At 59.3% G+C, this 13137-nt stretch carries 12 protein-coding genes; 7 read left to right on the forward strand and 5 right to left on the reverse strand.

The features are described 5' to 3' along the window. Positions 1-100: 100 nt before the first annotated feature. The gene (locus GIR22_RS21795) at positions 101-1477 is read right to left on the reverse strand and encodes a class II fumarate hydratase (protein ID WP_154745343.1); all 1377 of its coding nucleotides are present in this window, start codon (positions 1475-1477) and stop codon (positions 101-103) included. 194 nt (positions 1478-1671) lie between these two features. On the opposite strand from GIR22_RS21795, the gene GIR22_RS21800 reads away from it, so the two are divergent. The 7 genes from GIR22_RS21800 (at position 1672) to GIR22_RS21830 (ending at position 9482) form a co-directional block, all read left to right on the forward strand. Continuing rightward, a complete protein-coding gene (locus tag GIR22_RS21800) occupies positions 1672-2193 on the forward strand; it encodes a DUF2059 domain-containing protein (RefSeq protein ID WP_154745344.1) in 522 nt (173 codons plus the stop codon). Positions 2194-2205: 12 nt separating this feature from the next. After that, complete coding sequence (locus tag GIR22_RS21805) at positions 2206-2499, forward strand: BolA family protein (RefSeq protein ID WP_154745345.1); 294 nt, start codon at positions 2206-2208, stop codon at positions 2497-2499. A gap of 221 nt (positions 2500-2720) precedes the next feature. Then, positions 2721-3662 carry an oxygen-dependent tRNA uridine(34) hydroxylase TrhO gene (gene trhO, locus GIR22_RS21810; protein ID WP_154745346.1) on the forward strand — a complete coding sequence of 314 codons (942 nt, stop codon included), beginning with the start codon at positions 2721-2723 and terminating at the stop codon, positions 3660-3662. 36 nt (positions 3663-3698) lie between these two features. Next, on the forward strand, positions 3699-4301 hold the full coding sequence (locus tag GIR22_RS21815; RefSeq protein WP_178122412.1) for a DsbA family protein: 603 nt from the start codon (positions 3699-3701) through the stop codon (positions 4299-4301). After that, positions 4294-6108, forward strand: coding sequence for an ATP-binding cassette domain-containing protein (locus GIR22_RS21820; protein ID WP_178122402.1), 1815 nt, complete (start codon positions 4294-4296; stop codon positions 6106-6108). Before GIR22_RS21815 ends, GIR22_RS21820 begins: the two co-directional genes overlap by 8 nt. Before the next feature lie 74 nt (positions 6109-6182). Continuing rightward, entirely contained in the window at positions 6183-8645 is a 2463-nt protein-coding gene (locus tag GIR22_RS21825; RefSeq protein WP_154745348.1) for an EAL domain-containing protein, read from the forward strand. Positions 8646-8723: 78 nt separating this feature from the next. Further along, positions 8724-9482, forward strand: coding sequence for an iron-containing redox enzyme family protein (locus tag GIR22_RS21830; protein ID WP_154745371.1), 759 nt, complete (start codon positions 8724-8726; stop codon positions 9480-9482). A gap of 55 nt (positions 9483-9537) precedes the next feature. Here the strand turns inward: GIR22_RS21830 and GIR22_RS21835 are convergent, their stop codons facing one another. From GIR22_RS21835 to GIR22_RS21850, 4 genes are all read right to left on the reverse strand, one after another. Further along, entirely contained in the window at positions 9538-10278 is a 741-nt protein-coding gene (locus GIR22_RS21835; protein WP_154745349.1) for a YciK family oxidoreductase, read from the reverse strand. 28 nt (positions 10279-10306) lie between these two features. Beyond that, the gene (gene mupP, locus GIR22_RS21840) at positions 10307-10978 is read right to left on the reverse strand and encodes an N-acetylmuramic acid 6-phosphate phosphatase MupP (protein WP_178122404.1); all 672 of its coding nucleotides are present in this window, start codon (positions 10976-10978) and stop codon (positions 10307-10309) included. Positions 10979-10982: 4 nt separating this feature from the next. Further along, on the reverse strand, positions 10983-11681 hold the full coding sequence (gene ubiG, locus GIR22_RS21845) for a bifunctional 2-polyprenyl-6-hydroxyphenol methylase/3-demethylubiquinol 3-O-methyltransferase UbiG (protein ID WP_154745350.1): 699 nt from the start codon (positions 11679-11681) through the stop codon (positions 10983-10985). Positions 11682-11743: 62 nt separating this feature from the next. Next, positions 11744-13075, reverse strand: a complete 1332-nt coding sequence (locus tag GIR22_RS21850) for a TRZ/ATZ family hydrolase (RefSeq protein WP_154745351.1) — start codon at positions 13073-13075, stop codon at positions 11744-11746. Positions 13076-13137: the final 62 nt, after the last annotated feature.

Genomic DNA, 13137 nt, shown 5'->3' on the forward strand with positions numbered 1-13137 from the left:
ACTTCAGCAATCTCAAGGCCCAAACGACTGCTGCGCAGCCGATCGCAGGCTACGCCAGCGGCTACAGGTGATCGGTGATCCCTGTAGCACACATCTACAACTACACCATGCTTTGCGGCTTCACCCATGCGTCAAATTCTTCATCGCTCAGATAACCCAGCCCCAACGCGGCCTCCCGCAACGTCAGCCCTTCGGCATAGGCCTTCTTGGCAATCTCCGCCGATTTGTCGTAGCCGATATGCGGGTTCAGCGCTGTCACCAGCATCAGGCCACGCTCCAGGTGTTCGGCCATTTGCCCGGCGTCAGGCTCCAGCCCTGCGATGCAATGCTGCTGGAAGTTGCTGCACCCGTCGGCCAGCAAACGAATCGACTCAAGCAGGTTATGGATGATCACCGGCTTGTACACGTTCAATTGCAAATGGCCTTGGCTGGCAGCAAAACCGATGGTCACGTCATTGCCCATCACCTGGCAAGCAAGCATCGATAACGCCTCGCACTGGGTCGGGTTGACCTTGCCGGGCATGATCGAGCTGCCGGGCTCATTGGCCGGTAACTTGACTTCGGCAAGCCCGGCACGTGGGCCGGAACCCAACAGGCGCAGGTCGTTGGCGATTTTCATCAGGGCCACCGCCAGGGTTTTTAGGGCGCCCGACAAGGTGGTCAGCGGTTCATGGCCGGCCAGGGCGGCAAATTTGTTGGGGGCGGTGACAAACGGCAGGCCCGACAGCGCCGCCAGCTCCGAGGCCATCGCTTCGCCAAAACCATGGGGAGCATTGAGTCCGGTACCGACGGCAGTACCGCCCTGGGCCAGTTCGCAGACGGCGGGCAGGGCGCTGCGAATCGCCCGTACGGCATAATCCAACTGCGCGATAAACGCCGAGATTTCCTGGCCGAAGGTGATCGGCGTGGCGTCCATCATATGGGTACGGCCGGTCTTCACCAGCTTTATATGTCGCGCCGACAACTCTGCCAGGCCGCCGGACAGCTCGTTGATCGCCGGCAACAAGTGCAGGTTCACTGCCTGGACAGCGGCAATGTTCATGGCGGTGGGGAAACAGTCGTTGGAGCTCTGGGAGCAGTTGACATGATCGTTGGGATGCACCGGGGCCTTGCCGCCACGGGGCTTGCCCGACAGCTCATTGGCACGCCCGGCGATTACTTCGTTGGCGTTCATGTTGCTCTGGGTGCCGCTGCCCGTCTGCCAGACCACCAGGGGGAATTGGTCGTCGTGCTGGCCGTCGAGTACTTCGTCGGCGGCTTGCTCGATCAGCCGGGCGATGTCGGCGGGCAGGTCGCCGTTGCGGTTGTTGACCCGCGCGGCGGCCTTCTTGATCAAGGCCAGGGCGTGCAACACCGCCAAGGGCATGCGTTGCTCGCCAATGGCGAAGTTGACCAGCGAGCGTTGGGTCTGAGCACCCCAGTAAGCATCTTCCGGGACTTGCACTTCTCCCAGGCTGTCAGTTTCGATACGGCTCATCGGGCACACTCCTTCCAAGACATGATTGCGCAGTTTAGGCCGTGAACGCCGCAAGGGGTTCCCCTGCGGTGTATTTGTCTGGTAAGGCCGTGCAAAAGCAGGCTCTATGTGGGGTAGGGTTGAGCGGCGAGGTTTTTTAGGCGCAGAATGGGCGCCCTTGGGGTCTTACCTCGCCTGCTAGAAAAGGAAACTCGATGACTCGCCTTCGTGCCATCTGTACCGCGGTTGCTCTGGTCTGTGCCAGTGGCCAGGTTTTTGCCGACACCGCCAGCCACAACGCCAGTGCCGAAGCCTTCCTGACCCTGGCCCATGCCGACAAGCTGGGAACCCCGGTGTACATGCAAGTGCAGCAAATGTTCGCCCAGCGTTTCGAGCAAACCAAGGCGCCAGCTACCAAGCAAAGCGTGCTGGACAGCTACCAGGCCAAGGCCAACGTGGCCCTGGACCAGGCTATCGGCTGGAACAAGCTCAAGCCTGACATGGTCAAGCTCTACACCACTAACTTCAGCGAGTCCGAACTCAAGGACCTGGTTGCGTTCTACCGGTCGCCCCTGGGCAAGAAAGTCCTGGAAAAAATGCCCCAGCTGACCCAGCAATCGGCCCAGATGACCCAGGCCAAGCTGGAAAGCGCAGTACCGGTAGTGAACAAACTGCTGGAAGACATGACCAACGAACTGGCCCCGGCCAAAAAAGCCGCAGCGCCTGCGAAGAAGTAAGTGGAGCCAGGAATGACCATGCAACAGCGTATCGAAACGGCACTTGTCGCCCTGAACCCGGAACACTTGAGCGTGCTGGATGAAAGCCATATGCACAGCCGTGGGTTGCAGACCCACTTCAAGGCCGTGCTGGTCAGCCAGCAGTTCGAGGGGCTCAACCGCGTCAAGCGCCACCAGAAGGTCTACGCCACCCTGGGTGACCTGATGAACGAGTTTCATGCGCTGGCGCTGCATACCTACACGCCTGAGGAATGGGCGCAAATCGACGCAGCCCCGGCCTCGCCGACCTGCGCCGGCGGGCATTGAAGCAGCTACAAGTTTTCAGCTGCACGCTGCAAGATTGAGACGAACTGCTCCTCTCTTGCCGCTTGAAGCTTAGCGCTCATAGCTGCCTTCTTGCTACACTCCGTAACGCGCCGTTCACCGGCGCGTTTTTTTTGCGTCTTGCTTGCCGCTTGTAGCTAAAAGCTTGCCGCTGCTTTTATCCGGTTCACCCTTTACGAGGGTAGCCACCTGGAGAGACACCCATGACGCACCCGATTGTCGTGGCGGCACTGTATAAGTTCGTCACCCTCGAAGATTACGTCGCCCTGCGCGAGCCCCTGCTCAAGGCGATGGTCGACAACGGCATCAAAGGCACCTTGCTGATCGCCGAAGAAGGCATCAATGGCACTGTTTCCGGTAGCCGCGAAGGCATTGATGGCCTGATGGCCTGGCTCAAGAACGACCCGCGCATGGACGACATCGACCACAAAGAGTCGTACTGCGATGAGCAGCCGTTCTACCGCACCAAGGTCAAGCTCAAGAAAGAGATCGTGACCCTGGGCGTCGAAGGCGTCGACCCCAGCAAGAAAGTCGGTACCTATGTCGACCCGCAAGACTGGAATGCGCTGATCAGCGACCCCGAAGTACTGCTGATCGACACCCGCAACGACTACGAAGTGTCGATCGGCACCTTTGAAGGCGCCATCGACCCGAAAACTACCAGCTTTCGCGAGTTTCCCGACTACATCAAAGCCAACTTCGACCCGGCCAAGCACAAAAAAGTCGCCATGTTCTGTACCGGCGGCATTCGTTGCGAAAAAGCCTCGAGCTATATGCTCGGCGAAGGTTACGACGAGGTGTACCACCTCAAGGGTGGCATCCTGAAGTACCTTGAAGAGGTACCCCAGGAAGAAACCAAATGGCAGGGCGACTGTTTTGTTTTCGACAATCGCGTCACCGTGCGCCATGATTTGAGCGAAGGCGACTACGATCAATGCCATGCCTGTCGCACACCGATCAGCGTGCAAGACCGCGCGTCCGAGCATTACGTGGCTGGCATCAGTTGCCCGCACTGTTGGGATAAGCTCTCAGAGAAAACCCGCCGCAGTGCCATCGACCGGCAAAAGCAGATTGAGCTGGCCAAGGCCCGCAATATGCCGCACCCGATTGGCTACAACTACAAGCAACCATCCTCCGAGGCCTGAGCCATGTCTGCGCGCCTGCTCTATGTAATGGACCCGATGTGTTCCTGGTGCTGGGGCTTCGCGCCGGTGGCCGAGGCACTGGTGGAGCAGGCGCAGGCCGCCGGCGTCGAGTTGCACCTGGTGGCGGGCGGTTTGCGCACCGGCAGTGGTGCGGCACTGGAGCCGACGACCCGACGCTATATCCTTGAGCATTGGCAAGCGGTCACCGAAGCGACCGGCCAACCCTTCAAGCTGGACGGGGCCTTGCCCGACGGTTTTGTCTACGACACCGAGCCGGCCTGTCGCGCCCTGGTCACGGCCCGAAGCCTGGCCCCGGATTGCGCCTGGACACTGTTGGGCCTGATCCAGCATGCGTTTTATGTGCAAGGCCGGGATGTCACCCAGGCCAGCGTGTTGGTGGAATTGGCCGAGACCGCCGGTGTACCGCGCATCGAGTTTGCCGAAGCCTTTGACCGGGCCGAACAGCACGCGGCCACTGCCGCCGATTTTACCTGGGTCCAGGACCTGGGAATTGCCGGATTCCCCACGTTGCTGGCCGAGCGTGATGGTCAGTTGGCCCTGCTGACAAACGGCTACCAGCCGCTGTCCGAGTTGTCTCCTTTGCTTGGTCGCTGGCTGGAGCGCGCTGCCTGTGCCTGAGCAGTGCAATGAGCAGTCTCGGCATGTCGATCGGTTGACCTGGGCGCAAGTTCGTCGCCTGGCCCTGCGCCACAAGAAGTCCCTGTGGATCGCCAACGGCGTCGCCGTGCTGGCGACGCTGTGCAGTGTACCTATTCCCCTGTTGTTGCCCTTGCTGGTGGACGAAGTGCTGCTGGGCCATGGCGATGCTGCGCTGAAGGTGATGAACCACGCGCTGCCACTGGTCTGGCAGAAAGCGGCGGGTTATATCGGCCTGATGCTGCTGGTGACCCTGGTGCTGCGCTGCGGTGCGCTGGTATTCAACGTGCTGCAGGCCCGGTTGTTTGCGCGGCTCGCCAAGGACATTGTCTATCGCATCCGGGTACGGCTGATCGAGCGGCTCAAGCGGATCTCCCTCGGCGAATATGAAAGCCTGGGCAGTGGCACCGTGACCACTCATCTGGTCACCGACCTGGACACGGTGGACAAATTTGTCGGTGAAACCCTGAGCCGTTTCCTGGTGGCCATGCTGACCCTGGTGGGCACCTCCGCAATTCTGATGTGGATGCATTGGCAACTGGCGCTGTTGATCCTGTTGTTCAACCCGTTGGTGATTTACGCCACGGTGCAGTTGGGCAAGCGAGTCAAGCACCTGAAGAAACTGGAAAACGACAGCACCTCACGGTTTACCCAGGCCTTGACTGAAACCCTCGATGCGATCCAGGAAGTGCGCGCCAGCAACCGCCAGGGATTTTTCCTCGGGCGCTTGGGGCTGCGTGCCCAGGAAGTGCGCAATTTCGCGGTCAACTCCCAATGGAAAAGCGATGCGTCCAGCCGCGCCAGTGGCTTGCTGTTCCAGTTCGGTATCGACATCTTTCGTGCGGCAGCGATGCTTACGGTGCTGTTTTCCGACCTGTCGATCGGCCAGATGCTCGCGGTGTTCAGTTACCTGTGGTTCATGATCGGCCCGGTGGAACAACTGCTGAACCTGCAGTACGCCTACTACGCGGCAGGCGGGGCACTGACGCGGATCAACGAGCTGCTGGCCCGGGCCGACGAGCCGCAGTATGCCGGTGGCGTCGACCCCTTTGTCGGCCGTGAAACCGTAGGGATCGAGGTGCGGGGCCTGGGCTTCGGCTACGGCGAAGAGTGGGTACTGGAGCATCTCGACCTGGTCATTGCGCCAGGTGAGAAGGTGGCTATCGTCGGCGCCAGCGGTGGCGGTAAAAGTACCCTGGTGCAACTGCTGCTGGGGCTCTATACACCGCACTCAGGGACCATTCGCTTCGGCGGTGCGAGCCAGCAAGAAATTGGCCTTTCGACGATCCGTGAGAACGTGGCGGTTGTACTGCAGCACCCGGCGTTGTTCAACGATACCGTGCGGGCCAACCTGACCATGGGGCGCGAACGCAGCGATCAAGCCTGCTGGCAAGCACTGGAAATTGCCCAACTGGACGCCACGGTCAAGGCCCTGCCCTTGGGCCTGGACAGTGTAGTCGGGCGTTCCGGGGTGCGTTTTTCCGGTGGGCAGCGTCAGCGCCTGGCTATCGCGCGCATGGTATTGGCTGAGCCGAAAGTGGTCATACTCGATGAAGCTACCTCGGCCCTGGACGCCGCCACCGAGTACAACCTGCACCAGGCCCTGGCGCGGTTTCTCAGTGGGCGTACTACACTGATCATCGCCCACCGCCTGTCGGCGGTGAAGCAGGCTGACCGGGTGCTGGTGTTCGATGGTGGCCATGTTGCCGAGGATGGCGACCATCAGCAGTTGATCGCCGACGGCGGGCTGTACGCAAAGCTTTACGGACACTTGCAGCAAGTGCGTTGATTTAGCTTAGGCTGTGTTCGCAGGAGCGTGTTTCATTCGCGTGCGTATTTAGCTGTGCATGTGCAAGGGACCTCATGAAGCAAAAACGGACGCTCGGAACACCCCGATTGCTGGGAATTGTCTGGCCATTTATCGCCGTCGTACTGTTCCAGGCATTGCTGGGTGGCGTCAGTCTCTACGCGCTTTCAGCGGTGCGCGGGTATGTGGCAGGCGAGAGCCTGTGGTCCAAGGGCCAGAAAGACGCGATTTATTATCTGACGCTGTATGCCGATAATCGCGACGAAGCCACCTTCCTCAAATATCAGAACGCCATTGCCGTGCCCCAGGGTGGTCATGAGCTGCGCGTGGCACTGGATCGTTCGACACCGGACCTGGCCGCCGCGCGCCTGGGTATTCTCAAGGGCGGCAACCATCGTGATGACGTCTCCAGCCTGATCTGGCTGTACCTCAATTTCCGTCATTTCAGCTATCTGGAAAAAGCCATCAAGTTATGGGCGGTGGGAGATGGCTATCTGCTGCAACTGGATGACCTGGCGCAGCAGATGCACCGGGCGGTTGCTGGCAATCAGGTAAGCCGTGGTGATGTGAGCCGTTGGAAGGCGCGTATTTTCGCCATCAACGACAGCGTGACACCAGCCGCCAAGGCTTTCAGTGTTGCCCTGGGCGAAGGCTCGCGAATGATTTTACGCCTGCTGCTGGTCACTAACCTGGCCACTGCACTGGGTTTGATCGCCTTGGCGCTGTTGCGCACTCACAAGTTGCTGGCTCAGCGACATGCCTTTGCCGATGCCTTGCAACTGGAGAAAGAACGGGCACAAATTACCCTGGAATCTATCGGCGATGGTGTGATCACCACGGATGTCGACGGTGCTATTACCTATATGAACCCGGCAGCCGAGAGCCTGACCCATTGGAAAACCGCCCAGGCCCAGGGGTTGCCGCTGGGGGCTTTGTTCAGGGTGTTGGATGAGAATACCCAGTCCGATGGTTTTACCTTGATCGAGCACATTCTTGATGGCCAGCTCAGTGGCGGCAGTGAGCACTCAAAGCTGATTCAGCGGGTGGACGGCAGTACCGTTTCCGTCACCCTGGTGGGCGCGCCGATCCGCAGTGCCGACAGGGTCAGCGGTGCGGTACTGGTGCTTCACGACATGACCCAGGAGCGCAAGTACATCGCCAACCTGTCCTGGCAGGCGACCCATGATGCCTTGACTGGCCTGGCCAACCGTCGCGAGTTTGAGTACCGCTTGGAACACGTGCTGAAAAACGTTGCACGCCAGCAAACAGGGTGTCATGCGTTGATGTTTCTCGACCTGGATCAGTTCAAGTTGGTCAACGACACCTGCGGGCATGCGGCGGGTGATGAGCTGTTGCGGCATATCTGCGCATTATTGCAATCGGACCTACGCGAAGGCGACACCCTGGCCCGCCTGGGCGGTGATGAGTTTGGCATCCTGCTGGAGAATTGCCCGGCCCCGGTGGCGGAAAAAATCGCCGAAAGCCTGCGTCATACCGTGCAAAACCTGCATTTTGTCTGGAAGGGCCGGCCCTTAGTGACCACTATCAGTATTGGCCTGGTGCATATTTCGCAAACCCCGACCACCCTGGAGACTTCGTTGCGGGCCGCCGACATGGCCTGCTATATGGCCAAGGAAAAGGGTCGCAACCGGGTGCAGGTCTATCATCCCGATGATTCGGAATTGTCCCTGCGTTTCTGCGAAATGGCCTGGGTCCAGCGCCTGCACATGGCCCTGGAAGAAAACCGTTTTTGCCTTTACGCCCAGGAAATCGCACCCCTGGGGGATACCGAGCAGGGTCATGGTCACATCGAGATCCTGTTGCGCCTGCATGACGAGGCCGGTCGAATCATTTTGCCCGACAGTTTCATCCCTGCCGCTGAACGTTACGGCCTGATGACTTCTCTGGATCGTTGGGTGGTCGAGAATGTATTTAAGATTATTGCCCGGTGCATGCTCGAGCGCCCAGGCCGGCCCATGGCCATATGTGCGATAAATCTGTCAGGTATTACTATTGGCGATGAGCACTTTCTAGGTTTTCTACGGGATAAGTTCAAGGCTTATAATATTCCTGCGGAAATGATTTGTTTTGAAATTACTGAAACAAGTGCTATCTCAAATTTGCCAAGTGCAATTAATTTTATTAATGAACTCAAGGAGTTGGGTTGCCATTTTTCATTGGATGACTTCTGCGCCGGAATGTCCTCATTCGCATATCTTAAACATTTACCTGTAGACTTCCTGAAGATCGATGGAAGTTTCGTAAAGGATATGCTGGACGACCCGATTAACCGCGCTATGGTCGAAGTGATCAATCACATCGGTCATGTCATGGGTAAACGCACAATTGCCGAATTCGTCGAAACACCACAAATTGAACAAGCCTTGCTTGAAATTGGTGTGGACTACGCTCAGGGATACCTGATTGAGCGCCCGCAGTTGTTTACCTTTGACAGCTTGCAGTGTCGACCTGCGCGACCGCAGCCTCTGTTATTCAAGGCGCCTGGCACGTTCCGCTGAAACATCTGCTGGTCTGTACAATCACACATCAAAAGGAGCTCGACAGTGATCGACACATTCAACAGAACCGGCCCGCTTATGGAAGCCTCCAGTTACCCCGCCTGGGCACAACAACTGATCCAGGACTGTAGCGAGAGCAAGCGTCGGGTTGTCGAACACGAACTGTACCAGCGCATGCGCGATAACAAGCTCAGCGCCAAGACCATGCGCCACTACCTGATTGGTGGGTGGCCGGTGGTTGAACAGTTTGCCTTGTACATGGCACAGAACCTCACCAAGACCAAATTCGCCCGGCATCCGGGGGAGGATATGGCGCGGCGCTGGTTGATGCGCAATATTCGCGTAGAACTGAACCACGCTGACTATTGGGTGCATTGGGCACGTGCCCACGGCGTCAGCCTGGAAGAGTTGCACGCGCAGGACGTACCGCCCGAGTTGCACGCACTGAGTCATTGGTGTTGGCACACCAGTTCTGCCGACTCCTTGATTGTTGCGATTGCGGCCACCAACTACGCCATTGAGGGCGCCACTGGAGAATGGTCCGCGGTGGTGTGCTCCACGGGTGTCTACGCGGCGGCTTTCCCCGAGGAAGATCGAAAACGCGCGATGAAATGGCTGAAGATGCACGCCCAGTACGATGATGCCCACCCGTGGGAAGCATTGGAAATCATCTGCACCCTGGCCGGGATGAACCCGAGCAAGGCTCTGCAGGTCGAACTGCGCCAGGCTGTGTGCAAGAGCTATGACTACATGTATCTGTTCCTGGAGCGCTGCATGCAACTGGAGAAGGCGCCCGCCGTGCGGGAGCATCCGGCGCTGGTTGCCAGCGAAGCCTGATACAGCAGATAGCGGGGTAGGGCTACCCCGCTATCTGCTGGCGTGAGGTGCAGGTTTATTGTGCGTCGAACGCCTGGCCATTGATGCCGCTGCTGTCCGGTCCCATCAAGTACAGGTACACCGGCATGATTTCTTCGGGTGTCGGGTTGTCGTTCGGGTTTTCACCGGGGTAAGCCTGGGCGCGCATGCTGGTGCGGGTCCCGCCAGGGTTGATGCTGTTGGCACGCACTGGCGCAACGTTGTCGAGTTCGTCGGCCAGTGTCTGCATCAGGCCTTCGGTGGCAAACTTGGATACGCCGTAGGCGCCCCAATAAGCGCGGCCCTTGCGCCCGACGCTGCTGGAGGTGAACACCACCGAGGCGTCCTGGGACAGTTTGAGCAGCGGTAACAGCGTGCTGGTGAGCATGAACATGGCATTGACGTTGACGTGCATCACCCGCATGAAATTTTCACCGGACAACTGCTCGACAGGCGTGCGTGGGCCAATGATTGAAGCGTTGTGCAGCAAGCCGTCAAGGTGGCCGAACTCCTTCTCGATCATGGCCGCCAGTTCATCGTACTGGTGGGGCAGGGCGGTCTCGAGGTTGAACGGAATCACCACCGGTTGTGCATGGCCGGCCGCTTCGATTTCGTCATAGACCTGGCCCAGGTTGGCCTCGGTCTTGCCCAGCAGCAGCACAGTGGCACCATGGGCGGCATAGGTTTTCGCCGCCGCCGCGCCAATCCCGCGACCGGCCCCGGTCACCAGGATGACCCGGTTTTTGAGCAGCTCTGGACGTGCGGAGTAATCAAACATAAAAAACCTCAACAAATGAATGCAGGTATCAGCAACTGCACAGCGCGTTATCCAGCACCTTGCGCAGTTCCAGCGGGTGGTCTACCACCACATCCGCACCCCAATGGCGTGGGTTGTCGTCCGGGTGAATATAGCCATAAGTGACGGCAGCGGTGCGGGTGCCGGCGTCGCGGCCCGACTCGATATCCCGTAGGTCGTCACCGACAAACAGCACACTGGCCGGGTCCAGGTCGAGCATCTTGCAAGCCAGGATCAGCGGTTCCGGGTCCGGCTTGCTGTTCTTTACATGGTCCGGGCAGATCAGCAGCGCCGAACGCTCGGCCAGGCCCAACTGCTGCATGATCGGTTCGGCGAAGCGCAGCGGCTTGTTGGTGACCACGCCCCAGATGAGTTTGGAACTTTCGATATCCTCCAGCAACTCACTCATGCCATCGAACAGCTTGCTGTGGATCGCACAGCCCTTGAGATAACGCTCGAGGAACTCCTGGCGCAGTTCTTCAAAGCCCGGCGACTCCGGGTCCATGGAAAAGGTCGCGGCCACCATTGCCCGGGCACCGCCGGAAATTTCATCACGGATCTGCTGGTCGTTGATCGGCGCCAGGCCGCGCTCGGCGCGCATGGCCTGGCAAATGGCGATAAAGTCTGGAGCGGTGTCCAGCAGGGTCCCGTCCATGTCGAAAAGAACTGCTCGCAACTTCACAGGCTTACTCCTCGCGCAGGGTCTGGATCATGTAGTTGACGTCAACATCGTTGGCCAGCTTGTAGTGCTTGGTCAGCGGGTTGTAGGTCAGGCCGATGATGTCCTTGACGGTCAGGCCGGCCTGGCGGCTCCAGGCGCCCAGTTCGGAGGGGCGGATGAATTTCTTGAAGTCATGGGTGCCACGCGGCAGCAGCTTCATGATGTATTCGGCGCCGATGATCGCGAACAGGTAAGCCTTCGGGTTGCGATTGATGGTGGAGAAGAACACTTGGCCGCCAGGCTTGACCATGTGAAAGCAGGCACGGATCACCGACGAAGGGTCGGGTACATGCTCGAGCATTTCCAGGCAAGTGACCACGTCGAATTGCTCGGGCATTTCCTCGGCCAGGTCTTCGGCGGTGATCTGCCGGTACTCGACGCTGACCCCCGACTCCAACTGATGCAACTGGGCCACCGCCAGCGGTGCTTCACCCATGTCGATACCCATCACGGTTGCGCCGCGCTGGGCCATGGCTTCGCTGAGAATACCGCCGCCGCAGCCCACATCCAGCACCTTCTTGCCTGCCAGATTGACCCGCTCGTCGATCCAGTTGACCCGTAACGGGTTGATGTCGTGCAAAGGTTTGAACTCTCTTTCGCGGTCCCACCAGCGATGGGCCAGGGCTTCGAATTTGGCGATTTCAGCGTGGTCGACGTTGCTCATGGGGCATCCTCTAAAACTGATAAAACGGTTTGCCAGTCCTGCAGCAGGGCTCAGGGCTGGCGTTATTCGGTGTGCCCGCTGATGCGTTGACCCCAGGCAATGGCCGTGGCGCACAACTGTTGTTCATCCATGCGGGTCAACTGCCGGTCGTCGAGCAATTGCTTGCCGTCGACCCAAAGGTGTTTCACACAATCACGTCCGGTGGCATATATAAGCTGTGAGACCGGGTCGTAGATCGGTTGTTGTGCCAGGCCCGACAGGTCGAAAGCCACTATGTCCGCGGCCTTGCCTATTTCCAGCGAGCCGATTTCGCTTTCAAGGCCCATGGCCCTGGCGCCGTTGAGCGTGGCCATGCGCAAGGCGCGATGGGCGTCCAGTGCAGTGGCCGAGCCTGCAACGGCCTTGGCCAACAGGGCGGCCGTGCGAGTTTCACCCAGCAGATCGAGGTCATTGTTACTGGCGGCGCCGTCGGTGCCTACTGCCACATTGACGCCGGCTTGCCACAGACGTTCCACCGGGCAGAAGCCGCTGGCCAGTTTCAGGTTCGATTCCGGGCAGTGGATGACACTGCTATTACTTTCTACCAGTAAAGCCAGGTCGTCATCGCTGATTTGGGTCATGTGAACCGCCTGGAAGCGCGGCCCCAGCAAACCCAGGCGGCCAATACGGGCCAGTGGGCGTTCACCGTGTTGTTCCAGCGACTGTTGCACTTCGAAGGCGGTTTCGTGGACATGCATATGGATGCCGGCGTCCAGCTCTTCGGCGATCACCCGGACTTTTTCCAGGTGTGCATCGCTGACGGTATAGGGCGCATGGGGCCCGAAGGCGATGTTGATCCGTGGGTGATGCTTGAGGTCGCCAAACAGCTCGACGCCTTGGCGAATGGCTTCGTCGGCACTGCTGGCGCCGGGAATCGGGAAATCCAGGATCGGGATGGCGATCTGCGCGCGAATACCGCTGTTGTGCACTCGCTCGCTGGCCACTTTTGCAAAGAAGTACATGTCCGAAAAACAGGTGATGCCGCCCTTGATTTGCTCGGCGATGGCCAGGTCGGTGCCATCACGGACGAAGGCTTCATCAACCCACTTGGCCTCGGCGGGCCAGATGTGGTTTTCCAGCCAGGTCATCAGCGGCAGGTCGTCGGCCAGGCCGCGAAACAAAGTCATGGCCGCGTGGCCATGGGCGTTGATCAGGCCGGGGCTGAGCAGCATGCCCGGCAATTCGCGGACTTGCGTGGCCACCAGTTTCAGGGCTTGTGCCCGTGGCCCGATAAAGGCAATGCGCCCGTCGCGGATACCCAGGCCGTGCTCTTTGAGGACCACGCCAGCGGGCTCGACCGGTACCAGCCAGGTTGGCAGGAGCAATAAGTCGAGCGGGGCGGCAAGTGGTGTCATCGTGCGCGTCGTCCAAAGCTGTTATTAAGGAGGGCGAAGTATACCCGAGCGTCTTGGCTGGC

Source organism: Pseudomonas karstica (assembly GCF_009707515.1).
GTDB classification, from domain to species: Bacteria; Pseudomonadota; Gammaproteobacteria; order Pseudomonadales; family Pseudomonadaceae; genus Aquipseudomonas; species Aquipseudomonas karstica.

Coding starts and splice junctions, on each gene's coding strand:
- GIR22_RS21795 (WP_154745343.1), bottom strand. CDS start 1,477: ATGAGCCGTATCGAAACTGACAGCCTGGGAGAAGTGCAAGTCCCGGAA.
- GIR22_RS21800 (WP_154745344.1), top strand. CDS start 1,672: ATGACTCGCCTTCGTGCCATCTGTACCGCGGTTGCTCTGGTCTGTGCC.
- GIR22_RS21805 (WP_154745345.1), top strand. CDS start 2,206: ATGACCATGCAACAGCGTATCGAAACGGCACTTGTCGCCCTGAACCCG.
- trhO (WP_154745346.1), top strand. CDS start 2,721: ATGACGCACCCGATTGTCGTGGCGGCACTGTATAAGTTCGTCACCCTC.
- GIR22_RS21815 (WP_178122412.1), top strand. CDS start 3,699: ATGTGTTCCTGGTGCTGGGGCTTCGCGCCGGTGGCCGAGGCACTGGTG.
- GIR22_RS21825 (WP_154745348.1), top strand. CDS start 6,183: ATGAAGCAAAAACGGACGCTCGGAACACCCCGATTGCTGGGAATTGTC.
- GIR22_RS21830 (WP_154745371.1), top strand. CDS start 8,724: ATGGAAGCCTCCAGTTACCCCGCCTGGGCACAACAACTGATCCAGGAC.
- GIR22_RS21835 (WP_154745349.1), bottom strand. CDS start 10,278: ATGTTTGATTACTCCGCACGTCCAGAGCTGCTCAAAAACCGGGTCATC.
- ubiG (WP_154745350.1), bottom strand. CDS start 11,681: ATGAGCAACGTCGACCACGCTGAAATCGCCAAATTCGAAGCCCTGGCC.
- GIR22_RS21850 (WP_154745351.1), bottom strand. CDS start 13,075: ATGACACCACTTGCCGCCCCGCTCGACTTATTGCTCCTGCCAACCTGG.